20 protein-coding genes are annotated in these 25,849 nt (G+C 53.7%); 7 read left to right on the forward strand and 13 right to left on the reverse strand.

The window, feature by feature from the left end; translation table 11 throughout:
• Positions 1-382 precede the first annotated feature (382 nt).
• The 4 genes from JWF83_RS01640 to JWF83_RS01655 form a co-directional block, all read right to left on the reverse strand.
• Positions 383-1,651 (reverse strand): MFS transporter, encoded by a 1,269-nt coding sequence (locus tag JWF83_RS01640; protein ID WP_413648152.1) that lies wholly within the window; start codon positions 1,649-1,651, stop codon positions 383-385.
• 57 nt (positions 1,652-1,708) lie between these two features.
• On the reverse strand, positions 1,709-3,835 hold the full coding sequence (locus JWF83_RS01645) for an alpha-galactosidase (RefSeq protein WP_413648153.1): 2,127 nt from the start codon (positions 3,833-3,835) through the stop codon (positions 1,709-1,711).
• A 106-nt stretch (positions 3,836-3,941) separates the two neighbouring features.
• A complete protein-coding gene (locus JWF83_RS01650) occupies positions 3,942-4,949 on the reverse strand; it encodes a LacI family DNA-binding transcriptional regulator (protein WP_413648155.1) in 1,008 nt (335 codons plus the stop codon).
• Between the two features lie 147 nt (positions 4,950-5,096).
• Positions 5,097-5,243, reverse strand: a complete 147-nt coding sequence (locus JWF83_RS01655) for a Hok/Gef family protein (protein ID WP_413648157.1) — start codon at positions 5,241-5,243, stop codon at positions 5,097-5,099.
• Between the two features lie 160 nt (positions 5,244-5,403).
• On the opposite strand from JWF83_RS01655, the gene JWF83_RS01660 reads away from it, so the two are divergent.
• Positions 5,404-6,345, forward strand: coding sequence for a zinc-dependent alcohol dehydrogenase family protein (locus JWF83_RS01660; protein ID WP_413648159.1), 942 nt, complete (start codon positions 5,404-5,406; stop codon positions 6,343-6,345).
• A gap of 174 nt (positions 6,346-6,519) precedes the next feature.
• Here the strand turns inward: JWF83_RS01660 and JWF83_RS01665 are convergent, their stop codons facing one another.
• From JWF83_RS01665 to JWF83_RS01675, 3 genes are all read right to left on the reverse strand, one after another.
• Complete coding sequence (locus tag JWF83_RS01665) at positions 6,520-7,944, reverse strand: diguanylate cyclase (RefSeq protein ID WP_413648161.1); 1,425 nt, start codon at positions 7,942-7,944, stop codon at positions 6,520-6,522.
• A 272-nt stretch (positions 7,945-8,216) separates the two neighbouring features.
• Positions 8,217-9,692 (reverse strand): SulP family inorganic anion transporter, encoded by a 1,476-nt coding sequence (locus tag JWF83_RS01670; protein WP_413648163.1) that lies wholly within the window; start codon positions 9,690-9,692, stop codon positions 8,217-8,219.
• Positions 9,689-10,318 (reverse strand): carbonic anhydrase, encoded by a 630-nt coding sequence (locus JWF83_RS01675; protein WP_413648165.1) that lies wholly within the window; start codon positions 10,316-10,318, stop codon positions 9,689-9,691. The genes JWF83_RS01670 and JWF83_RS01675 overlap by 4 nt, the downstream gene beginning before the upstream one ends.
• A 703-nt stretch (positions 10,319-11,021) precedes the next feature.
• Here JWF83_RS01675 and JWF83_RS01680 point away from each other — a divergent pair.
• The gene (locus JWF83_RS01680) at positions 11,022-11,762 is read left to right on the forward strand and encodes a polyphenol oxidase family protein (protein ID WP_413648167.1); all 741 of its coding nucleotides are present in this window, start codon (positions 11,022-11,024) and stop codon (positions 11,760-11,762) included.
• Here the strand turns inward: JWF83_RS01680 and idnR are convergent.
• From idnR to idnD, 4 genes are all read right to left on the reverse strand, one after another.
• The gene (gene idnR / locus JWF83_RS01685; protein ID WP_413648169.1) at positions 11,755-12,750 is read right to left on the reverse strand and encodes a DNA-binding transcriptional regulator IdnR; all 996 of its coding nucleotides are present in this window, start codon (positions 12,748-12,750) and stop codon (positions 11,755-11,757) included. The genes JWF83_RS01680 and idnR overlap by 8 nt on opposite strands.
• Positions 12,751-12,803: 53 nt before the next feature.
• The gene (locus tag JWF83_RS01690; protein WP_413648171.1) at positions 12,804-14,123 is read right to left on the reverse strand and encodes a gluconate:H+ symporter; all 1,320 of its coding nucleotides are present in this window, start codon (positions 14,121-14,123) and stop codon (positions 12,804-12,806) included.
• 95 nt (positions 14,124-14,218) lie between these two features.
• Positions 14,219-14,983, reverse strand: a complete 765-nt coding sequence (idnO, locus tag JWF83_RS01695) for a gluconate 5-dehydrogenase (RefSeq protein WP_413648173.1) — start codon at positions 14,981-14,983, stop codon at positions 14,219-14,221.
• Positions 14,984-14,996: 13 nt separating this feature from the next.
• Complete coding sequence (idnD, locus tag JWF83_RS01700; protein WP_413648175.1) at positions 14,997-16,028, reverse strand: L-idonate 5-dehydrogenase; 1,032 nt, start codon at positions 16,026-16,028, stop codon at positions 14,997-14,999.
• A gap of 281 nt (positions 16,029-16,309) precedes the next feature.
• Here idnD and JWF83_RS01705 point away from each other — a divergent pair, with 281 nt between their 5' ends.
• Positions 16,310-18,331, forward strand: a complete 2,022-nt coding sequence (locus JWF83_RS01705) for an FAD-dependent oxidoreductase (RefSeq protein WP_413648177.1) — start codon at positions 16,310-16,312, stop codon at positions 18,329-18,331.
• 41 nt (positions 18,332-18,372) lie between these two features.
• Here the strand turns inward: JWF83_RS01705 and rlmG are convergent, their stop codons facing one another.
• Positions 18,373-19,500: a 23S rRNA (guanine(1835)-N(2))-methyltransferase RlmG gene (gene rlmG / locus JWF83_RS01710; protein WP_413648179.1), complete on the reverse strand. Its 1,128-nt coding sequence runs from the start codon at positions 19,498-19,500 to the stop codon at positions 18,373-18,375.
• Positions 19,501-19,706: 206 nt separating this feature from the next.
• Here rlmG and JWF83_RS01715 point away from each other — a divergent pair, with 206 nt between their 5' ends.
• Positions 19,707-20,210, forward strand: coding sequence for a M48 family metallopeptidase (locus JWF83_RS01715; RefSeq protein WP_413648181.1), 504 nt, complete (start codon positions 19,707-19,709; stop codon positions 20,208-20,210).
• Here JWF83_RS01715 and JWF83_RS01720 read toward each other — a convergent pair.
• Entirely contained in the window at positions 20,207-21,907 is a 1,701-nt protein-coding gene (locus JWF83_RS01720; protein ID WP_413648183.1) for a chloride channel protein, read from the reverse strand. The genes JWF83_RS01715 and JWF83_RS01720 overlap by 4 nt on opposite strands.
• A gap of 162 nt (positions 21,908-22,069) precedes the next feature.
• Between JWF83_RS01720 and JWF83_RS01725 the strand changes: the two genes are divergently transcribed.
• The 3 genes from JWF83_RS01725 to sstT all read left to right on the forward strand — a co-directional run bounded on the left by JWF83_RS01725 (position 22,070) and on the right by sstT (position 25,799).
• Positions 22,070-23,065 (forward strand): Gfo/Idh/MocA family protein, encoded by a 996-nt coding sequence (locus JWF83_RS01725; RefSeq protein WP_413648185.1) that lies wholly within the window; start codon positions 22,070-22,072, stop codon positions 23,063-23,065.
• A gap of 283 nt (positions 23,066-23,348) precedes the next feature.
• On the forward strand, positions 23,349-24,320 hold the full coding sequence (locus tag JWF83_RS01730; protein ID WP_413648187.1) for a TerC family protein: 972 nt from the start codon (positions 23,349-23,351) through the stop codon (positions 24,318-24,320).
• Between the two features lie 246 nt (positions 24,321-24,566).
• Entirely contained in the window at positions 24,567-25,799 is a 1,233-nt protein-coding gene (gene sstT, locus JWF83_RS01735) for a serine/threonine transporter SstT (RefSeq protein ID WP_413648189.1), read from the forward strand.
• Positions 25,800-25,849 lie beyond the last annotated feature (50 nt).

A 25,849-nucleotide genomic window follows, 5' to 3' on the forward strand; every position in this document is an offset into this window, starting at 1 on the left:
GGTGGGGCCTTTCTCTTCCTGTCCCTTAAACATGCCCGGGACAAAAAGATCCAGAGCACCCGCTGCGCAGTGTACCCCAGCGGGGGTTATTATGAGATGGCAAGTTTCTGAAATACGCAGTTGCTCTGATATTAATGTAATCACCATAAGAAGTATTATTATCCAAAGATAGCATTCTAATTTCATATTATTAACTTGGTATTTATTTTTTATGAAATCATTAATACGACAATTATAAATAAAAATTTATCCGTTGCTGCTTTTTCTCCATGCTCATTGTTTGATGCTGTCTGGCATAAAATTTGACCCCATGCTGATTAATCAGCTGGGGTCTGTCTGTTTATATTTTTTACCGATTCCGGCACCGCATCCCTGATACCAGCTACCTTGCCGTCTGTGCCATCCCGCTCTGTGCGATCCCTGATTTACGCTGCGACAACGTAAACGCCGACACCAGCGTTACAATTAATACGATACCGCCGAGAATAATATAAGTATCCTGGAAGCCGACTTTGTCATACATATTGCCGGCAAACACGGAGAGGAAAATAGCGCCAGTCTGTTTGGCAAACTGGAAACCAATCAGGTAAATAGTCGCGGAGAAACGGATATCAAATACCGCGGTAATATACTTAAACGCCCCCACCAGCAGGAACGGCACCTCAAGAGCGTGTAGCATTTTCAGCGCCACCACTTCGTATACCGTAGTGGCAAATGCGGAACCGACAATACGCGTGGTCATAATTGCACCAGCGATTAATAGCGTGTTTTTTGCGCCAATACGGTTAATTATCCATGGCGAGCAAAACATAATAATCGCATTGCAGAGTTCCCCGGCGGTAGTGGCGAAACCAAACGCTTCCGTACCCTGCTGCGGCGTGGCGAAGAAGGACTTAAAGAAAGTGGCGAATTGCTGATCGAATACGTCATACACACAGGCCACACCAATCACATACAGTATAAACGCCCACATCTTTGGCATCTTAAATAACGCTAAGGCCATTTTCGCTGAAATCTGCTTTTGATTGGCGCCCAGAGCATCCAGCACTTGTGCCGTCTGGTTGCTCTGCGGACGCGCCACCAGCAGCAATACCATCATAATCAGTGCCGCACCAGATCCCATCCAGAAAACAAATGCCGGGTTAACGTTAAACAGCATCCCGGCGGTTGAAGCACATAATCCCCAGCCCAGGCAGCCAAACATACGCGCTTTACCATATTCAAAAGCCGTATTGCGGCTGACACGTTCAATATAGGCTTCGATCGCAGCCGACCCGGCGGAGAAAACAAAGCCAATATAGATCCCGCCACTTAGCGCACCCACCCAGATGCTGCTTTTTAATAATGGCGCAAAGACATAGAGGAAAAACGGTGCGAATAAAAATAGCAAAACCGAAATAACCCACAGCAGGTTTTTCTTCAGACCTAGTTTATCAGAAATAACCCCCAGCACCGGCTGAAACAAAATAGCACACAGGGAAATACAGGAAAATACAATACCGGTAGCGGTTTTAGTTAAACCAATAATGTCCGACAGCCAGATAGGCAGAAAGGGAAAACAGGTGGCCATAATAAAAAAGTAGAAAAAGAAGAATAAGCCAAATATCCAGAAATTAGGGTTGTTTTTATGGCCACAGGAAGGCGTGCTCATTATCGTTATCCTCAAAGATACTATTCTGTGGGGCCGTGTCGACGGCCCCGCCGCCAGTCAGCAAATCCGTTTAACACTTAATAAAATTGCACTTTCCGGGTCGAGAACCGGCAGGGCCAGGCCCGCCTGCGCCAGCCACTCACCACTCAGGGTCATCGCGCTGCTCATCCATGCCGGCAGCTGGCGCATGGTGTGCCCTCCCTCGCTGACCACCCGAATATTCGGGTGATCTATCAGGCTCACTTGATAACGCGCTGCAGGATCGAGACCCGGGAAGCGTAAATTGCCCGCCAGAGTGTAATCCGGCATCGCCAGCTGACTGACCAGAAACAGGCCGGTCGCTTTATCGCAACTCACCACTCCCTGCACCTGAGTGGCGGCATCCGGCATATCTACCCGCCACAGATTGCCGGTATGCAGTAATGGCCGCCATTGTTTGTAAAGCTGAACATAGCGCTGATAACCAGCGCTTTCATCGGCATCAGCTTTAATGGGATCCAGCTCGATACCCAGATGGCCGAATAACGCAGTCAGGCCACGAAATTCGATGCTGTGCTGACGGAAAGTGGCATGGCAGTAGCGGTTGCCAATATGTGCGCCCATCACTTCAGGCGGGAAGAAATAGCTCATACCACGCTGGATGGTATTGCGTTCCAGTGCATCATTGTTGTCGGATGCCCAGAAACGGTGGCAGCGCTTCAGCACCTCGTAATCAATACGGCCGCCGCCCGAAGCGCAGGATTCAAATTCAATATGCGGATAGCGCTGATTTAACTCATCCAGCAGGCGATAGTAGTGGCGTGTCTGGGCATCGGCGGCCGCTTTACCGTTGTGACCAGCCTGCACCAGTTCACGGTTCATATCCCATTTCACGTAATCGATAGCATGTTCACCCAGCAGCCACGTCATGCGATCCAGCAGAAAGGCGTAAACCTGCGGATTGCTTAAATCGAGTACCCACTGGTAACGCCCGGTTGCCTGCTGATAACCCGGTAGTTTTAACACCCAGTCCGGATGAGCGCGGTACAAATCAGAGTCGGGATTGATCATCTCCGGCTCAACCCAGATACCGAATTCCATGCCGAGTGATTTTACATGGCTGATTACCGGTGCCAGTCCATCCGGGTATTTCGTCTCATCGAGATACCAGTCGCCGAGCGCGGCGCGGTCGTGATCGCGTCCCCTGAACCAACCGTCATCAATAATAAACCGCTCCACGCCCAGCTCCGCCGCACGGCTTGCCATCTGCATGATGTAATGCGGATTATGGTTAAAATAGATACCTTCCCAGGTATTCAGATGTACCGGACGCGCTTTGTTATCCGGAAAACGGATAACCTCATCACGCAGGAAACGGTGAAACTGCTGACTCATACCGTTCAGACCGGTTGCGGAATAACTGGCATACAGCCATGGCGTCCACAGCGTTTCCCCTTCTGCCAGCGCCATTTCCCCTGACAAATAGAGAGCCTCAGCCTGCAGATAACGACGTCCATCACTCTTAACTTCGCAGCGCAGGCGATGGTTGCCGCTCCAGCCCAGATGCACGCCCCACACTTCACCCTGCTGCTCGCTAAAGCCGCTGGTGCCGGTAATCAACGCCGGGAAATGTTCATGCGAGGTGCGCCCGCGACGGTTTTCAATCACAAAGCTATCGTGTTCCAGCGCGATACGATGCGGCTGGAACTCCCGCGTCCAGCGACCATGAAACGCCATTACATCACGTGCACGCTCTGCAACGGGCAGCGTTACCGCCAGACGATCCACCTGCCAGGCAACCGCCCGCAGATTGCTCAGACCATGACGGATTTGCACTACGCCACTATCGGCAAGCTGGATTTCACTGGTTAAACGCAGCCCGGCTTCCCTATCCTCACTGGTAACCACCAGCGTTTGACCGTGCTGCTCAACCTGACAGGTAGTAAATATCGGTGAGGCATCCAGCCCGTTGCGGTGTCCTTCAATGCCCGGAGAACTGAACAGACCACCGCCCAGCTCGGCCGCCAGGGTTATCGGCGTATCAATATCCAGCCGACCGTTGGCGACCGGGCGTCCCAGACTGAGGCAGTCCTGGGCAGTAAAGTGCTGAAGGTGAGGGCCAAAGTAAACAATTTCTGCAAACGATTCGGTGCGAAGTACCAGATCGCCATGCTGGCTGGTCAGGCGGTGAAAAGTGGGTTCCATGTCAGACATCTCCGGGGAAAGGAATGCCTTACTGTTGATCCGAAACGTTTCGGTAAACAATCGAAACGTTTCGGATCTGTGATCTGGCTTAGAAATTCAGTGGGATTTAAGCAGGAGGGTTAACGGTGACACCGGTGGTAAAATCAGGCTGCCAGAGTACCTGCAGCGTGTCGACGGCTTCGCCACCAATCAGACGCAGTATCATATCGGCAATTTGTTTACCCACGCCCTGACGACTGGACTGAATTACCGCTGCGACATCAGTTTCTACAATACTATCAATGGGTAATCCATCATATACTACCAGCGATACCGCCAGTTCCCCCGACAGTTTCCCCAGTTGCTGCAGGGCCATTGCCGCCCCATCGCCCTGGGAGTTACAGTCGGTGATAATCGCCGTTGGTGGCTGAGGCAACGCCATCAGCTCAAGCGTCGTCTGATAACCGGCACGGCGGGAAGGCGGCATCTCGCGGCGATATTCAGTGCTCAAATGCTGCTGCGCCAGCGCATCCAGATAGCCGTTGCGACGCTGAGCAATAAACGCCTGCGAGCTGTTTTCACCCAGCAAGGCAATACGCTGGTGACCCAGAGAGATCAGCTGCCGTGTGGCGTGCCATGTACCGGCATAGTTATCAAAATCAAACCAGGCGTAGGGCTGGTCTAACTGACTGCGGCCAAGAGCAAGAAATGGGAAACCAGCCAGCTGCAACTGGCGCAGGCGCGGGTCGTTTTCCAGCGTATGGGCTACGATCAGCGCATCCACGCGACGGCTTTGCACCATCCGCATATAGCTGTGCTTATCGGCAAGGTCATCGTCGGCAATCAGCAGCAAATCAACCTCATGCTGTGCCAGTTCGCGACTAATTTCGCCGACCATATCCATAAAAACGCTGTTACTAAGCGGGACCGGATGCACCGGGAACACCAGCCCTACCGCATCGATTTTGCCCATTTTCAGGCGGCGGGCAAAAGTGTTGGGGCGGTAGCCGCGCCGCTGTGCTTCCGCTTCCACACGCTCCCGCGTCTCCTGCGCCACATCATCATAACCATTAAGGGCACGGCTGACGGTGGTAACTGAGAGACTGAGTTGTTTGGCGATAGCTTTGAGCGACATAAAACTCCGTGTCTGGTAGCAGCAAAAGTAGGGTCTAGTGTCCCGCAACCTGCTGGTCACGTCCATAAACTTTCTGAACCCTATCCGCCGCGATTAAAACGGCTATGCCATGCCAACAGGCGCGGGCGGCCCCGCCGTTGAGTTGCCTTACCTTCTGGATCCGCTGGCCTGGCTGGCAACCCACTCTGTCCCTCCCTGTCTGACAGATATCTCAGAGAGTGAGCCCGGCATTATCCACGTAAATAATAAAAGTGTTACGCCTATATGAAGGTGTAATATATTATCGCCACGCAATCAGGCAATAAGTAAAAATAATTCCTGTCGTTAATAACACCGGTCACTGGTTGATAAGTCGTTTTTGTCCTCGCTTTAGCTATCCGACTGACTTCTGGCGGTCAGATTCTGCTAATCTGCCTTTTTCCTTTACTTACGCCCACAACCTATGTCTCCGGCCATGTATTTACGTGCAGTTGTTCGTCAGTTTGGTGTCGCGGCGCACTGCGTCGGGCTTGAGCAATATTCTGCCGTCTCTCCGACAGATGGAAATATCGCGGTGCGCATGCGGCTGGCAGCGATCAATCCTTCCGATTTGATCACCATCTCTGGCGCTTATCCAACGCGCACCTCATTACCTTTTATTCCCGGTTTTGAAGGTGTTGGCTGCATCAACGGCAGCACACGCGTACTGCCACTTGGCAGTGCCGGCGCCTGGCAGCAAATCAAACACAGCGATCCCGCATGGTGCTTCCCGGTGCCGGAGTGGTTATCCGACGAGCAGGCGGCCACCAGCTATGTCAATCCGATGACCGCATGGCTGCTGCTGACCGAAGCAGTAAAGCTGCCAGCCGGGGCCAAACTGATTATTAACGCGGCAAATTCCGCCATCGGCCGGATGTTGTTAAAGATGACCAATCGTCTGCAGTTAGATGCGGTAGCGATGGTACGCAGTACGCAGGCAGCTGAGTCGGTGGAGAGTTCATCGGTACTGATCATGACGAATGCTGATGATCGGCGCGCAGTGCAGGCATTGCAGACCGCCGGAGGAGTAGATGCGGTGCTGGATTGCATCGGCGGCAACAACGCAATCACTCTCGCCAGCGCGCTGAAACCAGGGGGTAAGTTTATTTCTTATGGCCTGCTGTCCGGTGAGACGATACCGAAAGCCTTCTGGTTAACACGTCCGGATATCGACTTCAGTTACTTCCATTTACGCCAGTGGATCCATCATGCCAGCCAGTTGCAGATTAGCGAAAAACTACAGGATGTCTTTGCGCTGATTCGCGATGGCGTGGCCGCGACGCGGATTGCCGCCGTTTTTCCGCTCGCCGGGATCGCAGACGCGCTGCACTTTTATCAGCAACCGCGCCCTGAGGGCAAAGTGCTGATCCGCATCTAAAATCCGGCGCGACTATCCCGTATCGTGGTACTGGAGATCCGCTACTTGGTCATAGCTGGAAATCATGACGATCGTCAGCAGCTAAAAGCGGCATTCGCCGATCATACTTATCCCGATCAACATGCTGAGCGGGTTGAATGGCAGGCGGGCCGAATAGCGCCCGCCAGTTCCGCGCTATATCACGTCTTCCAGCTCACGCTCGACGCGCGGAGAGGTCTGGTTGCGGCCATTGCGCTTCGAATGATACAGGCGCTTATCCGCTTCTGAAATGAGCGCGTTAACCGTTTCCACACAGCTATGCTCCAGTATTGGCTGGCTGGCGATGCCAATACTCACGGTGACGCCCACCGAATTACCTTGCAGATCAAATTTGCGCATCACGATCGCCTGACGCACCTGTTCGGCCAGCTGAAACAGAGCAATACGGTCGCGATCAAAAAATACCACGACAAACTCTTCGCCGCCAAAACGGCATACCAGCCCGCGATCGTCGACCACATTACGCATCCGCTGCGCCATCTCTTCCAGCACCGCATCACCGGAATCATGGCCAAAGCTGTCATTAATCGCTTTAAAATAATCGATATCAATCAACATCACTCCCGCGCTCTGCGGCCGGCTCTGCGGTTGATCATCCCGCAGACGCAGCTGTTCATACAGACCTGAACGCGACAGCAGGCGGGTAAGAAAATCGTAATTAGCGCGCAGTGACAGCTGTTTATTCAGTTGCAAAATCGCATCCATACTAACGGCAACAATCAGCGGGCTGATCGCCAGCGTGGCAATCCCCAGCCGGGCGGAAACCAGATGGCTCAGTGGCAAAAATTCATCACTGCCCTGAATATTCATTACCCCGCTGACCACCAGAATAATTTCGGTGACGCCAGTGATCAGAGTAATCAGGCTGGTGATATGAATCGGGTAAGCAATCGCACACCAGATTAATGCCGGTAACGGAAATGAGAGACTTCCGCCGCCGCCAATAATCGCCGCTACCGCCACCGATCCCACTAAGGCGGCGGCGGGTAACAGATTTTTTAACCGATAGGGTTTCAGCTTCAGCTTAATGCTGGCTGGCAGGGTCAGCAAAAAAGGCAGCAGCAGCACGCCGGTGGAAAACTGTTCACTGACCCAGTCACTCCAGACGGTGAGGAAATTTCCCCCCTCCCCGGCTTCCTGCGCCAGGCTCCCCCAACTGGCGCTGGCCAGCGCCGCCAGCAGGCAGGCGGGAAAAATCTGTAAAGCTTTCGCCGGGCGGCTGAAACCATAATCAGATTTGTTTCTTTTAATCAGTATGTTAGCGACAACAAAGATAAAGATAATATTGGCAAAGTTTATAGTAACCGACATTGCCGCCCAGCCGGAAAACACCATGTCGTAGAATATCATTGCCAGATAGCTAATCAGGTAAATACGCGCGTTATGCAGATAAGGGAAACGAACAATTATTGCTGCGATCAGCGCATTTACCGGCCAGAATAATGACAATGCCTGCGGCATGCGCAAATGAGCGCCGATAAAACAAAATACCACGGTAAAAACGAAGACCGTTATGCCGTTGGCTTTATTATTATTTTCATCGAACAATTTTAATCGCATACGCCCGCTACCCATGATATTTCCACTGAAGCGACACCAGCCTGTATCCGCCGATGTCCGATGCGACGTCTGCAAGTGAATGAGGCAGAGTCTGAGCTTTATTTTTAGCTGCCCAAACAAAAATAATCGCACTATTGTTCTGTAGCCTGTTGGTTTATAACATTAATCCTGACTACAGCGTGGGTAATTTTATCACAGGAAAATAGGCAACGCTTATAAGAAAGCGAGTGACCGTTAAATCATGTCGCTCGCTTTAATCGGTGGGGACTAAATTATTTTGCCGCGGCAGGCCATTGACTGAGTCTGATGCCGCGATCGTTAGCATTATCACTAAAGTCTTTCAGCACAGCTTTTACATCAGGATCAATATATTCCGCGTTATCATGATCCACGATCACCACGCTATTCTCCGGGATTTCAGCCAGCAGCCCCTGTAATCGTGGATTGTGCATAAAGGTCAAATTTTGCTGAAAACGCAGCACATAGTGGTCGTCATAGCGGGTAAGCTGCAGCGCATTGCGATGGCTTTTATAGATGCTGTACAGAATTTGGGTGGCAATACCCAATCCTATCCCCGCCAGCATACCGCAGATGATAATACCGCCAATAGTGACAATAAATGGCACAAACTGCTGCGCGCCCAGCCGAATTTGATCGATAAACAGGCGTGGTGTCGCCAGCTTATAACCGGTGTACAGCAATACTGCCGCCAGGCTTGCCAGTGGAATCGCATTCAGTAACTGGCTGAAGTACAGGCCGCAGACCAGCAGTAAAACGCCATGCAGTAATATTGAGGTTTTACTTTGGGCGCCGGCACTGACGTTGACCGAACTACGGACAATCACCGAGGTAATCGGCAAACCGCCAAGAAAACCAGCAATCAGGTTGCCCACCCCTTGCGCGCGCATCTCTTTATCCGGTGATGGCGGCGGATTTTGCGGGCGTAATTTCTTCAATGCTTCCTGGCTCAGCAAGGTCTCCAGGCTGGCCACCAGCGCCAGCGTTACCGCCACCACATAGACGGAAGGGTTACGCCACGCCTGCCAGTCCGGACCTTCCAGTGCACTGGTCAGCTCCCCGATACCACCCAATTCAGGCAACGAAATACGCGGCAGATTACTGACCAGCTCCGGATGAATGCCATTGCCAGATAAGGTTACAACACAGCCAAACAGCACCGCAATCAGCGGACCTGGGATCCAGTTAAGCGCTTTTACCCGTTTTACCACCGGCGTGGTCCACAGCCAGAGAATCGCCAGCCCGACGGCAGCCACCATCATCGCCGATAAAGAGAAACTGAATTCACCGTTAAACAGCGCAGCGAGTTCAGTATCTCCTGAGGCCCCCAGCGCTACCGGGACCTGCTGCATAATCAGCAAAATACCAATCGCCGCCAGCATGCCTTTAATGACGCTTCCCGGCACCAGGGTAATAAAGCGCCCGGCGCGGATCACTCCAAGCATAAACTGCAGTACGCCAGCCAGCACCAGCGCCAGCAGAAAAGCGGAGAAAGAGCCGAGTGTTTCAATGGCCGCCACCACGATGGTTACCAGCCCGGCAGCCGGGCCGCTCACGGCAAAGCGCGACGGACTGAGCGAGGTAACGATCAATCCGCCAATCACCCCGCTAAGCAGACCGACAAACGGCGGTAAGCCACTGGCCTGGGCAATGCCCAGACATAACGGCAAGGCCACCAGAAACACGACGAGACCGGCAGGCAGATCCTGACGAAGCGTTCTCAGATTCATGGTGAAGGTTCCTCTGTCGATTGCTGGATTAACTCTTTCAGATGCCCCGACTGCAGATCATAAACACAGCCGAAGACATCCAGTGCAGCGCCCTGCCGCCAGGCGGCGGTTACCGGTTCGCTGGCAACCAGCCGGGAAAACTGAGCGATAACATTGGCTTCAACCAGGTGATTCTGTCGGTTACTTTCATCATCATCCCCGCCATGAAAGGCGGTTAAAGCTGGCGATATGGCCGCGCGCAGCTGGCCAATCCGCCGCGCCAGCGCCGAGTCAGCGTTGTTCAGTGGGCTGCCAGGCAGCGCCACCGCCGCCTGTACACCGCCACAACCATAGTGACCGCACAGCACAATGCGTGAGACTTTCAGATACTCCAGCGCGTACTGCAGCACGCTCATAACATTGTCATCGTTGTCGATCACCATATTGGCGATATTACGATGCACAAACAGTTCGCCGGGATGGCAGCCGGTCAGCACTTCCGCTGGCACACGACTGTCAGAACAGCCGATCCATAACGAGTGCGGCTTCTGCTGATGCAGATTATTATCGAAATAGTGCGGATTACGCTGGCGCCGTTGTAATGCCCAACTGCGGTTTTTTGCTAACAAAGGTTTAAGTGTCGTCAAAATAAGCGTCTCTCTCTGGAAAACAGGTTTCTGACCGGGCGACAGATAAATCGCGTAATCTTTTTTACCGGGAATAACATCACTCTTAACAGTATGGTCACTGCCGGGGGAATAAGTTCTATCACTTAACAGATTAATACATGATTAGGAAAAATCCCATAAAGACAAATAAATTAACCAATGTAAGTTTAGTTAAAATTAATGTATTTTTTAAGTAAATTATCAGGATATAACTTGTAATTAGCCAAAAACCAAAGTGGAAAATAAAAACCTTACATTACAGTTAATTAATATTTAATATGCATTCAATATACTGCTAATGATATATAGCAAGATTATCAATACGCATAGAGAAAATAAAAGACTACTGTCTCAATGTAATAGTAATGTTCAGCGGCAGATAATGCATGATTTCGGTGCAATGGCACCGTTTTGGCACCAGCACAAATATTATATCTTCAGCGGCTCCCCCGGATAATAAAAACGCAGCGTAGTTATGCAATTAATTGGTTTTTGTACCCGCCTGCCGCAGACTACCGTCGCAGCAAAAACGAGACCGGATACCTGCGGCCTGCACCCAGACAGGGCAATGTAACCGGTTGCCGATGATGCGCCCGCGGAGAAAAGATTTAAACATGTCATCATTGAGGCGTAGTTTATATTGGATAAACTTACTGAAGTGAGTAATAACAAGGACCACGTTATGCAAAGCATTCACCTCCCTCAATCACGCTCCTCTTCACTGCTCGCCGGGCTTGGCTGGGTAGAGCATGCTTTTCTGCCTGCCGGCGCCACACCCCCCGCAGAGAGTACCTGGGCGTATCAGCGGCATAGCGCGCAAGTAGTGCTGGCCGAAGAAACCACCCCGGCAAAAAGCGGTGACGCGGATGGCGTGATTGCCACCGACCAGTGCCCGGTGGCGGTTTACACGGCAGATTGCTTACCGGTATTGATTGCCGACGATCGTATGCATCATGTTGCTGCGGTGCATGCGGGATTGAAAGGTGCGCTGGCCGGGGTACTGTTTAGTGCGGTGCAGCGCCTGATTGCGTTGGGCGCCAGCGCAGAGAGCCTGCATATTGCCATCGGTCCATCTATCGGCCCCTGCTGCTATGAGCTCGGGCACAATATACTGGCAACCATCCAGAGCAACTCCCTGCTGGCCCTGCCGCCGCCATGGCATCAGCAGCAGCCGCGCAATCCGCAAGCCATTCGCCCCCAGGCGACCGCCACCACCGCGGGGATCTGGTTCGATCTGCCGGGTCTTGCCGTGCAGATGCTGCGGCAGATGGGGATCCCGGCGGCGCAGATCGAGGTTCTGCCAGTATGTACTTACTGTATGGCTGAACCAGGATCCAGCTATCGCCGCAACACGCATTTTTCTGACGGCTATGCCGCGCGCTACTCGTGGATCCAGCGTCGTGACTCAGTGGTGACTAAATAGTCTCGCCCATAAATATCTGATAGCTCAGATCGACGGAATCGGCGACGAAATCTGCATCGCCGATCTTTTTCAGCAGCAGTTCCGCAGCGGTATAGCCGATGGCGTAACGCGGGGTGATCACACTGGCGACGCTCGGATACATTTCGCGGCTGATATCCAGCCCGTGAAAACCGGCAATGGCGATCTGTTGCGGTACGCGGATGCCATGTCGCTGGCACCACAGCAGTGCGCCGAGTGACAGATCGTCATTGGTACAGAAGATGGCATCCAGCGCCGGAAAGGTTTGCAGGGCGCTTTCCAGCATTCTGGCGCCCAGCTGCTGCGAAGAGATCGATTTCGGATTGACGCGATGCGCGGGAAAATCACGTTCGGCCATCGCCTTGCTGTAACCGCGAAAGCGGTGCTCATCGCGGCGGTCATCCTGCGAACCGAAGTAAATAATCTGCCGCCGCCCCTGCTCCAGCAGGGTTTTGGTCATATCGTAACCCGCATTAAAGTTATTAAAACCCACTTCCATATCCAGGCAACCGCCTTCGGTATCCATTACTTCCACCACCGGAATTTTGGCGGCGCGCAGATATTTTACCGCCCGCAGCGTATGGGCCTTTTCACTGAGGATAATACCGTCGATATTCCACGACAGCAGATTGATAATCTGTTCCTCTTCCGCCAGCGGATTGTAGTTATAGTTGGCGATCAGCGTCTGATAGCGGCCCTCTTTGGTCGCCGCCTCAATACCCGCCAGCAGATCGGCAAAGATCTGATTCTTAAACGACGGGATCAATACCCCAATCGTATAACTCTTCGCGCTCAGCAGCATCTCCGGCGCACGATTGGGAATATAGTTAATCTCTTCGATAATTTGTGCGATCTTTTCACCGGTTTTGGCCGCCACTAAATGCGGCGTGCGCAGATAGCGGCTGACCGTCATTTTGGTGACACCGGCGAGGGTGGCAATATCTTGCAGGGAAATACGATGGGAGCGCACAGCGGGATATCCGTTACAACCAGAGAAAGGGCGGGATAAACCCGCCCACCAGATCAATGAAGTATCATGTTTAAAATCAGTACACCAGCTAAACCGAGGAACGAGATCAGCGTTTCCATCACCGTCCAGGTTTTTAGCGTCTCAACCACACTGAGATTAAAGTAGCCTTTAAACAACCAGAACCCCGGGTCGTTAACGTGTGAAGCGATCACACTGCCGGAGCCAACGGCCAGTACCATCAGTGCCGGATCGGCATGGGTGACGGCAATAATTGGCGTAACAATACCCGCGGTAGTGATAGCTGCCACCGTCGCCGAACCGAGAGCAACACGCAGCATCGCCGCTACCGTCCAGCACATCAGTAATGGCGACAATGATGAGCCCTTCATCATATCAGCGATATAGTTACCCACGCCGCTGTCCACCAGCACCTGTTTAAAGGCGCCGCCGCCGGCGATAATAAATACAATCATGGCGATCGCGGCGATGGAATCACCGCACATATCCATCACATCTTCGACTTTACGGCCGTTGCGCAGGCCAAGGGTAAACACCGCAATCACCACCGAGATAAACAGCGCGACCGCAGGGTTGCCGATAAACTCGAAGAACTGGCGTACCGGGTTCTCTTTCGGCATTGTCAGCTCAAATACCGCCGCCACGGCCATCAGGATCACCGGGATCACCGCCGCAAAGATGCTGGTCCAGAAGCCCGGCATTTCATGTTCGGCAAAGATCTTCGGGTTAAACAGCCCTTCCGGGGGTTCTTTCTCAAAGTTCTTCAGGAATTTAGAGAAAATCGGCCCGGCGACAATCACCGTTGGGATGGTGATAATCAGACCGTACAACAGGGTGGTACCGAGATTAGCGCCAAAAATCGTGGCGATAGCCGTTGGTCCCGGATGCGGCGGCAGGAAGCAGTGGGTGACCGACAACGCGGCCACCATCGGCACGCCGACATACAGCAGTGGCATCTGCGCTGCGGCGACCACGGTAAACACCAGTGGCAACAGCAGAACAAATCCCACTTCATAGAACATCGCCAGGCCGACGATCAGGCCGGTAATCACCAGCGCCCATTGCAGCTTATCTTTACCGAAAGCCTTAATCAGCGTGGTGGCGACGCGCTGAGCGGCGCCGGTATCGGATACCAGCCTGCCCAGCATGGCGCCAAAGCCGAGGATCATTGCCAGACTGCCGAGGGTACCGCCGACCCCTTTCTGGATCGATGCTACCGCCTGCAGTGGCGTCATCCCTTCAGCAATCCCGACCACGGCCGCGACGAACACCAGTGCGATAAAGCCGTTGACTTTAAAGACAATCATTAACACCAGCAGTAAAATCACGCCTATCGCTATTATTGTAATTGGCATAGAAATTTCCTTTGAGGATACAGGTGAAACAGTAAATTACAGGTTTAACCCTGCCAGCCTGGCGCTGCAACGCCAGGTTCTTTGGGTATAGTTGCTTACACCGCCACGCGCATGCCGCCATCGACGAAAAGCAGGTGGCCGTTCACAAAATCAGATGCTTTGGTGGCTAAAAACACCGCGGCGCCGATTAACTCTTCCGGGTTGCCCCAGCGCGCTGCCGGTGTACGTTTGGTCAGCCAGGCGGTGAAGGCTTCATCATCCGCCAGCGCCTGAGTCATTTCGGTTTTGAAATAGCCCGGAGCGATACCGTTGACCTGAATATTGTGGCGCGCCAGCTCGACGCACATGCCACGGGTCAGCATGGTGACCGCGCCTTTTGAGGCGGCATAGGGGGTGATGGTGTCGCGGCCAAGTTCACTCTGCATGGAGCCAATATTGATAATTTTGCCGCGCTGACGCGTGACCATCTTACGTGCCACCGCCTGTGAAACGAGGAATACTGCGGTCTGATTTACCGCGATCACATCGTTCCAGTCCTGCTCCGGGAACTCAAGAAATGGACGACGACGCTGAATGCCGGCGTTGTTTACCAGCACCTCTATCGCGCCAATCTGGCTTTCAATCTGCTCAACCGCCGCATTAACCGCAGCCGACTGGGTAACATCAAATGCCACCGCATGGGCTTTATGCCCTGCGGCGACCAGCTGTGCCGCCGCCTTCTCCGCTCCCGCCTGGGTAGTGGCATTAATAATCACTTCCGCTCCGGCTTCGGCCAGTCCTTTTGCCAGTAAGAAACCGATGCCGCGACCCGAACCGGTAATCAGCACACGTTGGTTATTTAAAGAAAAAAGATCACTCATGGTGTTCCCCAAATCAGAATGTCAGCTGAACTTTAGCGGCTTTTTGTTTATCACCGGCAAACACCAGCGCGGCGTCAATCTCTTCCCAGCGATACTCACCGCTAAACAGCGGCAGCGGGTTGACGGTGCCATTGCCCAGCCATTCCACGGCGGTGTTAAATTCGTGGGTAAAGCGGAACGAACCCACCAGTTTTATCTCTTTGGCAATCAGCAGCATAATCGGGAAATTCGGCACCGCGCCGCCCATGCCCACCTGCACCAGAGTGCCTCTGGCGCGCGTCACTTCCAGGCAGCGCTGTAGCGAAGAGGGATGGCCGGAGGCTTCGAACGACACGTCGAAGTACCCTTTGTCCGCCTGATAAGGGGTAAAATCACCGCTGGCAGCATGGATAAGACGGGTTGCGCCCATCTTTTCCGCCAGCGCCAGTGAACGCTCACTGACGTCAGCACAGACGATTTCCGCCGCGCCTTTGGCTTTTGCCGCCGCCACTATCAGACAGCCAATCGGGCCAACGCCGGAAACAAACACTTTCTTACCCTGAAGCTCACCCGCCTGATTGGCGGCATGGATACATACCGCCAGCGGTTCGGCGAACACCATCACGGTTTCATCTGCGTCACTGGCAAAGGGAATGCACTGCGCGCTATCCACCACTTTATATTGGGTAAAACCGCCATCAACGTGGGGGTAGTACATCGCACTGCCGAAGAAGCGCATGCTGACGCACTGATTCTCTTCCTCGCTGCGGCAATATTTACAACTGCCGCACGGTTTTGACGGGTTAATCGCCACTTTTTGCTGCTCTTTCAGCGCCGGATTATCACTTTTCACCACATAACCGACCACTTCATGACCGAGGATCATCGGCATTTTGACGGCAAAACTGCCCACTTTCCCTTCCTGATAGTAGTGCAGGTCGGAACCGCAAATACCACCACGGGTGATGCGCACCAGCGTGCCCTCACCCTGATAATTCACGTCCTGGGTGATCACTTCGACATTTTCTTTGCCGTTAATCATGCAGGACTGGGTTTTCATATTCATCGTTGCCTCGTTGCCTTGACTGCCTGGTGCACATCAAATAGTTTTCGGCAGTACAAAACTGTGAAGTTGATCACTAAAATTTGTGTTACGAAACTGATGTTACGCATAACGTGAACCAGGTAGTGCTTTAACGGCAGCAGTTGCAGCGCATCCATGCCGTGAATGATTTTTTGACCGGCCTCACAGCTTTATCGCGCCGGTTTTCTCTTTTTCTCTGCCAGACGCTACAGTCAACTCATCCGACCACATAACATTATTGCAACATTCTGGTGGACACCCGTATGCAGGCAGCACCTTCACTTTTTTCCCCACTGGATCTCGGTTTTACGCAGCTAAAAAATCGTGTGCTGATGGGTTCGATGCACACCGGACTGGAAGAACATCCTGACGGCGCCGGACGACTGGCGGCGTTTTATGCTGAGCGGGCCCGGGCGGGTGTGGCGCTGATTGTTACCGGCGGTATCGCGCCATCACCCGAGGGCGTGGTGGTGGCCGGAGGATCGGTGCTGAATGATCAGCAGCAGCTGGCGCATCACCGTCCGGTGACCCAGGCAGTGCACGCGGCGGGCGGTAAAATTGTGCTGCAGATACTGCATGCCGGGCGTTACAGTTATCAGCCCGGACTGGTCGCCCCTTCCGCGCTGCAGGCGCCGATTAACCCGTTTAAACCACAGATGCTAACGCATCAGCAAATTGTGCAGCTGATAGCGGATTTTGCCCGTTGTGCCTGGCTGGCGCAGCAGGCTGGCTACGACGGCGTGGAGATTATGGGTTCCGAGGGTTATCTGATAAATCAGTTCCTGACGGCCCGCACCAATCAGCGTGATGACCAGTGGGGCGGCGACTTCAGCCAGCGGATGCGCTTTGCGGTTGAGATCGTACGTGCGGTACGTGCCGCCGCCGGCGAGCGCTTTATTATTATCTACCGTCTGTCGATGCTCGATCTGGTGGAAGACGGCAATACGCTGGAGCAGACCATCCAGCTGGCGCAGGCGGTTGAACAGGCCGGCGCCACCATGATTAATACCGGTATTGGCTGGCATGAGGCACGGGTGCCCACCATTGCCACTTCGGTACCACGCGCCGCTTTTGGCTGGGTGACGCAAACCCTGAAGCAATACGTCAGCTTGCCGCTCATTACCACCAATCGCATCAATCATCCGGATGTCGCGCAGTCGCTGCTGGATGAGGGCTGCGCCGATATGATTTCGATGGCGCGGCCGTTTCTCGCCGATGCTGAGTTTGTGCTGAAGGCGCAACAGAACCGCGCCGATGAGATCAATACCTGTATCGGCTGTAACCAGGCCTGCCTCGATCAAATCTTTGCCGGTAACATTACCTCCTGCCTGGTTAACCCGCGCGCCTGCCATGAAACCCTGATGCCCGTCGTTGCCGCCAGCCAGCTAAAAAAGCTGGCGGTGGTTGGCGCCGGTCCGGCGGGACTGGCCTTTGCGGTTAACGCCGCCGCGCGCGGCCATCAGGTCACGCTGTTTGATGCCGCCAGTGAGATTGGCGGACAATTTAATATTGCGCGCCAGATCCCGGGCAAAGAGGAGTTTAATGAGACTCTGCGCTATTACCGCCGGCAGCTGACGCTAAATGGCGTCTCGCTGCGGCTGAATCAGTGGGCCGACGCAGCAGCGCTGCGGGAATTTGACGAAGTGATCCTCGCCAGCGGTATCTCACCGCGCATGCCGGAGATTGCCGGGATCGATCATCCCAGCGTACTCAGCTATTCCGACGTTATTGCGCAGAAAAAACCGGTTGGGAAACGTGTGGCAATTATCGGCGCAGGCGGCATCGGTTTTGATACCGCCGAATATCTCTGTCATTCAGAACCGGCCGGCAGCCCTGATGTGACGGCTTTCTGCCGTGCATGGGGCATTGACCGTTCCCTGCGGCATGCCGGCGGACTGGCGCCCGAAGGGCCGCAACGGCCCGACAGCCCACGCGAAATCTGGCTGCTGCAGCGCAAGCCCGGCAAGCCGGGCGCCACCCTGGGAAAAACCACCGGCTGGATCCATCGCGCCAGCCTGCAGGCCCACGGGGTAAACATGTGGGGCGGCGTGCAATATCAGCGTATTGACGATCGGGGATTACATATTGTGCGCGACGATCGGCCGCTGATTCTGGCGGTAGATAATGTGGTGATTTGCGCCGGGCAGGAACCGAGACGCGAGTTACTGGCGCCGCTTACTGCGCTGGGGATAAAGGTACATATTATCGGCGGTGCGGATGTCGCGCTGGAGCTGGATGCGCGCCGCGCCATTGCGCAGGGTACCCGCTTAGCGCTGGAGATTTGAGCGGGTTATGCGGGCGCCATAAATGCCGCCCGCTCAGACAATTAACGCAATTTTACCGAACGTAAAATCACAAATTTCTGATTACTGGCCACGGTAGTACAGTTGCCAAACAGCTTCTTCATTTTTTGGTAATAGCCAAGATGACGGTTGCCGACAATGCGTAACTCACCGCCATATTGCAGGCAACGGCGCGCATCACTCAACATCTGCCAGGCGATCTGATCGTGCATGGCACTCTGCTGATGGAACGGTGGATTACACAGCACCGCATGCAGGCGATCCGACGGAAAACCGCTTAACGAGTTGTTGACCGCAAAGTGACTGCGGCTGAGATCCTCTGGCCGGTTAGTCTCCACATTCAGCTGGCTTGACGCCACTGCCATCCAGGACTCATCAACAAAATGCACTTCCGCCAGCGGATTCATCTGCAGCGCCAGCAGGCCAATCACCCCGTTGCCACAGCCCAGATCGACAATCTCGCCTTCAATGTTATCCGGCAGATACTGCATAAAGAAACGCGCACCAATATCGAGGCCGGTGCGCGAAAACACGTTGGCATGGTTGTGGATCTGATAAGCCGTCTCATCCAGTGGCCAGACAGAGGTAATCGCCGCCTCTTTCAGTGCCGGGTTGGTGAAGGTGCTGTAAACCAGGCGCGCTTTTTTCCACGCCAGTGAGGTTTTGCTGTTGCCCAGTACCCGTTCAAACAGTTGCAGCGTCGAGCTATGAATATCTTTCGCTTTAGCACCGGCAATGATCAGCGTATCCGGCGTTAACACCAGACGCAGGGCGCGGAGCTGGTGCTCAAGCAACGCGAGAGTTTTCGGGATTTTGATCAAGACACAGGAAGGCGCAGCCGGCAGTGCCGCCATACTGTCGATAAAGGTCACACTGTCTTCATCCAGATCATTGAGCTTTAAATTATTCCGTGTCGCCAGCTGGCTCATCAGCGAGTCACCAATGCTGTACACCTGATGTTCGCTCAGTGCGCAGGCCAGCGCGCCAAAGCTGTCGTTAAAGATCAGTACCGGACCATTGTGGTCTGCCGGCAGTGGCTGTTGCAGCAAATATTCATCTGCGGCATCCCAGGCCTGCAACGGGCTCTCGTCATCCATTTGCGGGAAGCGATGCAGCGTCAGCGTGCGATTGCTCAGTTCGAGTTGGCTCATTGGATCTCCAGCATGATAATATTTGCGCGTTCTGTGCCCTAAATGGGGGCGCAGTATATACCCAAAGTCACTGGAGTTGCAGCACGGCAGCAAGGGAATCAATCCCGATGAACTGGCTCCGGTTAGGAGATCGGGTGAATGAACACCACTGACACCGCTGCTACTGCAAAACGCCGGGTATAAATTCTTTTCGGCCGGGAGCCCTAATGTCATCGTTAATCTATTTGCAGGGATACCCTGAATCACTGCTCAGCCAGGTACGGACGCTGATTGAGCAGCAACGCTTAGCTGAAGTATTGCAGAAACGCTACCCTGAGGGGCATAACATCAACAGCGATAAAGCCCTGTATGCGTATGCGCTGGATCTGAAAAACAGTTTTCTGCGTAATGCCGCGCCGCTGACTAAAGTGGCTTATGACAGCAAAATCAAAGTGATGAAACATGCGCTGGGTTTACATACTGCGGTTTCGCGCGTGCAGGGCGGCAAGCTAAAAGCCAAAGCAGAGATCCGCGTCGCCACCATCTTTAAAAACGCACCGGAGGCTTTTCTGCGCATGATCGTGGTGCACGAGCTGGCGCATATCAAAGAGAAAGATCACAACAAAGCCTTCTATCAGCTCTGCTGTCATATGGAGCCAGACTATCATCAGTATGAGTTCGATACCCGCTTATGGCTCACCGAGCAGGCGCTACGGGGTAATGCCGCTTAAATAAAATCTTTCGCTTTCTGAATCAGACTGGTTTTCGTCAGTGCGCCGAGAAACTTTCTTTCCAGCGGATTATTCAGCACCGGCAGACGTTCCAGCGTTACCTGGGCAAAAGCTTCCCAGCCTTCGCGAATGGTCTGATTAGCGCAGATAAACGGGAAATCGCTGTCCATCACCAGGCTGACCGGGGAATCGAGGGTGATTTCACCAGCAAGGATTTTGTGTGAAATATCGTGAATCGATACCACGCCGAGAAACTGCCCATGATCGTTGACAATATAGACAAAACGTTCACGTTTCAGCGAGCTAACCGCCAGCGCTTCACCTACCGACCGTTCCGGCAGCAGCGCCGCGCCGGGGACGATAAACTGCGAGATAATGCCGTTATCGAAATCAAACTTGGCGTCAGAACGACTAAAGTGGTGGCTGATCACCGGATAAGTACTGGCTGACTGCAGGCGGTAAACCACCATGGAGGCCAGTACCGCGGCAATCATCACCGGAAACAGCAGGCTGCTGTTTAATGTCATCTCCAGCACCATTAATATCGCCATTAGCGGCGCCTGACTGACCGATGCCAGCACCGCCGCCATACCAATAGCGGCATACAGCAGTGCATTGCCAGCCGGCACCCCCAGTAGTGTGGCGACGCTGGCAAGGGCAACCCCCAGCAGGGCGCCAATCAGTAGCGATGGGGTAAACAACCCCCCGACCGCGCCGGAGCCCACCGACAGCGCGGTGGCAACCATCTTCAGCACCAGCAGTATGACCAGCGCCTGTAGCGCCAGGCTACCCGCCATCACCTCAACAATCACTTCGTAACCATTGCCGAGAATATCGCTGGAGGCGATCGCCAGCGTGCCAACGGCAAAACCGCCGACGCCCAGCCGCAGCGGCAGGTTTTTCAGTCGGGCAAACAGCCCCTTGCTTTTGGCAATCAGGTAGATCATCAGCCAGCCTGCCAGCCCTGCCGCAAGGCCAATCACTACCGTCAGGGCCAGGGTCGCGGGCGTGAGCTGAAACTGTACGTCGGCAAAAGGGTAGATTGCCGAATGGAAGCCAAGCGTCCACATGGTCACTACTGCCACTGCCGACGAGATAATCAGCGGGATCAGCCATTGCAGCGCTGAGATGCCAAAGGCGATTTCCGCTACAAAGATCGCCGACGCCAGCGGCGCATGGTAAACCGAGGCCAGCCCGGCGGCGGCGGCCATCGCCACCACATCGCTGTTTTTCAGCGCCAGTGATTTAAAGCAGTAACGCCCCAGAATGCTGCCGCTTAGCGCTGACAGCTGAACCATTGGCCCCTCTTTACCAATTGAGGCACCGCTGCCAATACTGGCGATGGAAGAGAGCGCACGAAACAGCGAGGTGCGGGCAGGCACCGCGTCAAGACGCGCATTAATCACCTCCAGATAGTCGGTTTTCACCGTCTGTTGCTGCTCAATCGAGGTGGCATATTGCAGAAAGAAGCCGGCGATCACCCCGCCGATCCCGACAATCAGCGGCCAGAAAAACCATGGCCAGACCGTCATCGCCTGAGTGATATCCTGCTGACTGCCGAACAGCAGTTTATTGATCAACTCAATGATCAGACGAAAGCCGAGGGTCATCAGGGTCGCGGCAAAACCGACCGGGATCGCCACCAGAATGCTGGTCCAGTTCAACGCATGTTTATTTCCGGCTACTGTGCTACTCACTGCTGATCCTTTTATTACCCCGCGCCTGTAACGGGAAAGCCTGAAAACTATCATATTGGAAGGATGATCTCAGTATCAAATTCGGCGCACGCTTCGTCATTGCTCTCACTTTTAGCTGTGCTAATCTGCTGTTTCACTCACAGGATAGTGGAGCTTAAAAGCATGATTCGCCTCGCTGTTGTTGGCACCAACTGGATTACCCGCCAGTTCGTCGATGCCGCACATGAAAGCGGTAAAATAAAACTTACCGCCGTCTACTCCCGGACCCTGGAACAGGCGCAGGCTTTTAGCCATGAGTATCCGGTCAAACATCTGTTTGTTTCGCTGGAGCAGATGGCGCAATCGGATGATATTGATGCGGTCTATATCGCCAGTCCCAACGCCCTGCACGCTGAGCAGGCGCAGCTGTTTATGCGTCATAAAAAACATGTGATTTGCGAAAAACCGCTGGCATCCAACTTAGCCGAAGTCGAACAGTTGGTTGCCTGCGCGCGCGCGAATCAGGTGATCCTGTTCGAAGCCTTTAAAACCGCCAGTCTGCCAAATTTTATCACCCTGCGTCAGGCTCTGCCGGAAGTAGGCAAGCTGCGTAAAGCGCTGTTCAACTACTGCCAGTACTCTTCCCGCTACCAGCGCTATCTTGACGGCGAAAACCCCAACACTTTCAATCCGGCCTGGTCCAATGGCTCAATTATGGATATTGGCTACTACAGCCTCGCCAGCGCGGTCGCCTTATGGGGAGAACCGCTGAGCGTGAAAGCACAGGCCACCCTGCTGGCAAGCGGCGTTGATGCGCACGGTGCGGTGTTGATGAATTATGGTGATTTTGACGTTACCATTTTGCATTCGAAAGTCAGTGATTCACTGCTCCCGAGTGAAATCCAGGGCGAAGCCGGGTCGCTGGTTATTGAGCAACTCTCGCACTGCCAGCGCGTTACTCTGACCGCGCGGGGTGGCAAAACCCGCGAACTGAGTCAGCCACAGCACATTAATACCATGCTGTATGAGGCGGAGCATTTCGCCGCGCTGGTGGCCAGCCATGACGTAAATCATGCCGGACTGGCGTCATCACTGATTACCGCCAAATTGTTAACGGAAATTCGCCGTCAGACCGGCGTAGTTTTCCCGGCGGATGCGCGCAATGCCGCGGCTGTGTAAATATTTCTAAATATTACATCGATCCGTTGACCAATGCGCTGGCTGCACGTATCTTACGCTTCAGCAAAGGGGAGTAACTTCTTCGCCAGTTAATCGTCATTACGGCCACGATAAATCATTGCGTCTGAGCAGTGATTTTAGCCCGGTTACTGGGCAACCCGGATAGCACCTTATCCTGCGTTGTAAGTGAGACCTTGCCGGAAGGCGAGGTTTTGCTTGCACGTCAACAGAGCGGCTGACGTCTTCCGATGTCAGCCGTTTTTGTTTTTTTACAGGATATATTATGCATACTGTCGGCACGCCTTTACTCTGGGGCAGCTTCGCTGTCGTGGTTCTTATCATGCTGGCGATCGATCTGCTGCTGCAGGGACGTCGTGGCGCCCACACCATGTCACTCAAACAAGCCGCCATCTGGTCGTTGGTGTGGATCTCCGTATCGCTACTGTTTAGCGCCGCCTTCTGGTGGTATCTCAATGGTACCCTTGGCCGCGAAGTGGCTGATACCCAGACCCTCGCCTTCCTCACCGGTTATATTCTGGAAAAAGCGCTCGCAGTCGATAACGTGTTTGTCTGGCTGATGCTGTTCAGCTATTTTGCCGTGCCGGCGGCACTGCAGCGACGTGTCCTAATCTACGGCGTGCTGGGCGCGATTGTGTTGCGTACCATAATGATTTTTGCCGGCAGCTGGCTGGTCACCCAGTTTAGCTGGATCCTGTATATTTTCGGCGCCTTCCTGTTGTTTACCGGTATCAAAATGGCGCTGGCGAAAGAGGAAAATGACAGTGCGGTGGGTGAAAAACCGGTGGTACGCTGGCTGCGCAGCCATCTGCGGATGACTGACGCTCTGGAAGGCGAGAAGTTCTTTACCCGTAAGAATGGTGTGCTGTTTGCCACGCCGCTGCTGCTGGTGCTGATTATGGTGGAACTGAGTGACGTGATTTTTGCCGTCGACAGCATTCCGGCGATTTTCGCCGTCACCACTGACCCGTTTATCGTGCTGACCTCGAATCTGTTCGCCATCCTCGGCCTGCGCGCCATGTACTTCCTGCTGGCTAACGTGGCGGAACGCTTCTCGATGCTGAAGTACGGTCTGGCGATTGTGCTGGTATTTATCGGCTTTAAGATGCTGATTGTCGACTTCTGGCATATCCCGGTCGCGGTTTCGCTCGGCGTGGTGGGGGGTATCCTGGGGCTGACTCTGCTGATAAATGCCTGGGTGAACCACAGAAACGACCAGAAGAAGCTGTCATCATAATCCGTTAGCGGGGCGCCAGGCGCCCCGTTTTTATGCTGACTCACCGGCTGTTATCACCCGGTTATCCGTCTCTTATTGCGCGCGACCACAGCTTATAACCAGCGATCGCGGTTCAATTATCCGAACTTTCTCTTTTCCTGCCATCACATTTCCTTATACTTCTCCCGGCAAACACCTTATCCGCAATACCACCCTGTGATGGCGGGTAAATGCCTTTTATAACAATTAACGGTTTTGAATATGATAATGAAAAATAAACCTTCCGGGCCGATCGCATACCTTCTCGGTGCCAGCCTGGTGAAACAAATTATGTTTGGTCTGCTCGCCGGTATTGCACTGGCCTGGTTCTCAAAAGATGCCGCACTGGCAGTTGGTTTACTCGGCACGCTGTTTGTCAGCGCGTTGAAAGCCGTCGCGCCACTGCTGGTTCTGATGCTGGTAATCTCGGCAATTGCCAGCCATAAACAGGGGCAGAAAAGTAATATTCGACCGATTGTAACGATCTATCTGCTAAGTACCTTTTTTGCCGCGGTGGTAGCTGTAATTTTTAGCCATCTTTTTCCACAAACGCTGGCACTCAGTAGCGCCAATAATACCATCACCCCACCTTCTGGTATTATTGAAGTACTCCGTGGTTTGCTGATGAGCATGGTTGCTAACCCCATCGCTGCTCTGATGAATGCTAACTATATTGGTATCCTGGTTTGGGGAATTGGCTTAGGCATTGCGATGCGTCACAGCAGTGACACTACCAAAATCCTGCTCAGCGATGCCTCTAAAGCCGTTACCTGGCTGGTACGGCTGGTCATCGGCTGCGCACCGATTGGTATTTTTGGTCTGGTAGCATCGACGCTGGCTTCCAGTGGCTTTAGCGCTCTGTGGGGTTACGCTCATCTGCTGACGCTACTCATTGGCTGTATGCTGCTGGTGGCGCTGGTATTTAACCCGATACTGGTATTCTGGAAGATCCGTCGCAACCCTTATCCGCTGGTGTTTACCTGTCTGCGTGAAAGCGGCGTTACCGCCTTCTTTACCCGCAGCTCCGCTGCTAATATTCCGGTTAATATGGCGCTGGCAAAACGCCTGAATCTGGATGAAGATACTTATTCAGTATCGATTCCGCTGGGCGCTACCATCAATATGGCGGGCGCAGCGATTACCATTACCACCCTGACGCTGGCGGCAGTGCATACGCTGGGGATCGCGGTTGATGTGCCGACAGCGATTTTGTTAAGCCTGGTGGCCTCGCTCTGCGCCTGTGGCGCATCCGGCGTTGCCGGTGGATCGCTGCTGCTGATCCCGGTGGCCTGTAATATGTTTGGTATTCCAAATGAGGTGGCAATGCAGGTCGTCGCCGTCGGCTTTATTATTGGCGTGTTGCAGGACTCCGCGGAAACCGCCCTCAACTCCTCAGCCGATATTCTGTTTACCGCAGCCGTCTGTCAGGCAGAAGAAAATCGCCTTTCACAACAAACCTGATCGCAAAAGGCGGCATAAATGCCGCCTTTACGGACCCATCCCTGAAACAC

The sequence above is a fragment of the Pantoea sp. B65 genome (genome assembly GCF_047308185.1).
Classification (GTDB): domain Bacteria; phylum Pseudomonadota; class Gammaproteobacteria; order Enterobacterales; family Enterobacteriaceae; genus Erwinia.

Coding starts and splice junctions, on each gene's coding strand:
- JWF83_RS01640 (WP_413648152.1), bottom strand. CDS start 1,651: ATGAGCACGCCTTCCTGTGGCCATAAAAACAACCCTAATTTCTGGATA.
- JWF83_RS01645 (WP_413648153.1), bottom strand. CDS start 3,835: ATGGAACCCACTTTTCACCGCCTGACCAGCCAGCATGGCGATCTGGTA.
- JWF83_RS01650 (WP_413648155.1), bottom strand. CDS start 4,949: ATGTCGCTCAAAGCTATCGCCAAACAACTCAGTCTCTCAGTTACCACC.
- JWF83_RS01660 (WP_413648159.1), top strand. CDS start 5,404: ATGTATTTACGTGCAGTTGTTCGTCAGTTTGGTGTCGCGGCGCACTGC.
- JWF83_RS01665 (WP_413648161.1), bottom strand. CDS start 7,944: ATGCGATTAAAATTGTTCGATGAAAATAATAATAAAGCCAACGGCATA.
- JWF83_RS01670 (WP_413648163.1), bottom strand. CDS start 9,692: ATGAATCTGAGAACGCTTCGTCAGGATCTGCCTGCCGGTCTCGTCGTG.
- JWF83_RS01680 (WP_413648167.1), top strand. CDS start 11,022: ATGCAAAGCATTCACCTCCCTCAATCACGCTCCTCTTCACTGCTCGCC.
- JWF83_RS01690 (WP_413648171.1), bottom strand. CDS start 14,123: ATGCCAATTACAATAATAGCGATAGGCGTGATTTTACTGCTGGTGTTA.
- idnO (WP_413648173.1), bottom strand. CDS start 14,983: ATGAGTGATCTTTTTTCTTTAAATAACCAACGTGTGCTGATTACCGGT.
- idnD (WP_413648175.1), bottom strand. CDS start 16,028: ATGAATATGAAAACCCAGTCCTGCATGATTAACGGCAAAGAAAATGTC.
- JWF83_RS01705 (WP_413648177.1), top strand. CDS start 16,310: ATGCAGGCAGCACCTTCACTTTTTTCCCCACTGGATCTCGGTTTTACG.
- rlmG (WP_413648179.1), bottom strand. CDS start 19,500: ATGAGCCAACTCGAACTGAGCAATCGCACGCTGACGCTGCATCGCTTC.
- JWF83_RS01715 (WP_413648181.1), top strand. CDS start 19,707: ATGTCATCGTTAATCTATTTGCAGGGATACCCTGAATCACTGCTCAGC.
- JWF83_RS01725 (WP_413648185.1), top strand. CDS start 22,070: ATGATTCGCCTCGCTGTTGTTGGCACCAACTGGATTACCCGCCAGTTC.
- JWF83_RS01730 (WP_413648187.1), top strand. CDS start 23,349: ATGCATACTGTCGGCACGCCTTTACTCTGGGGCAGCTTCGCTGTCGTG.
- sstT (WP_413648189.1), top strand. CDS start 24,567: ATGAAAAATAAACCTTCCGGGCCGATCGCATACCTTCTCGGTGCCAGC.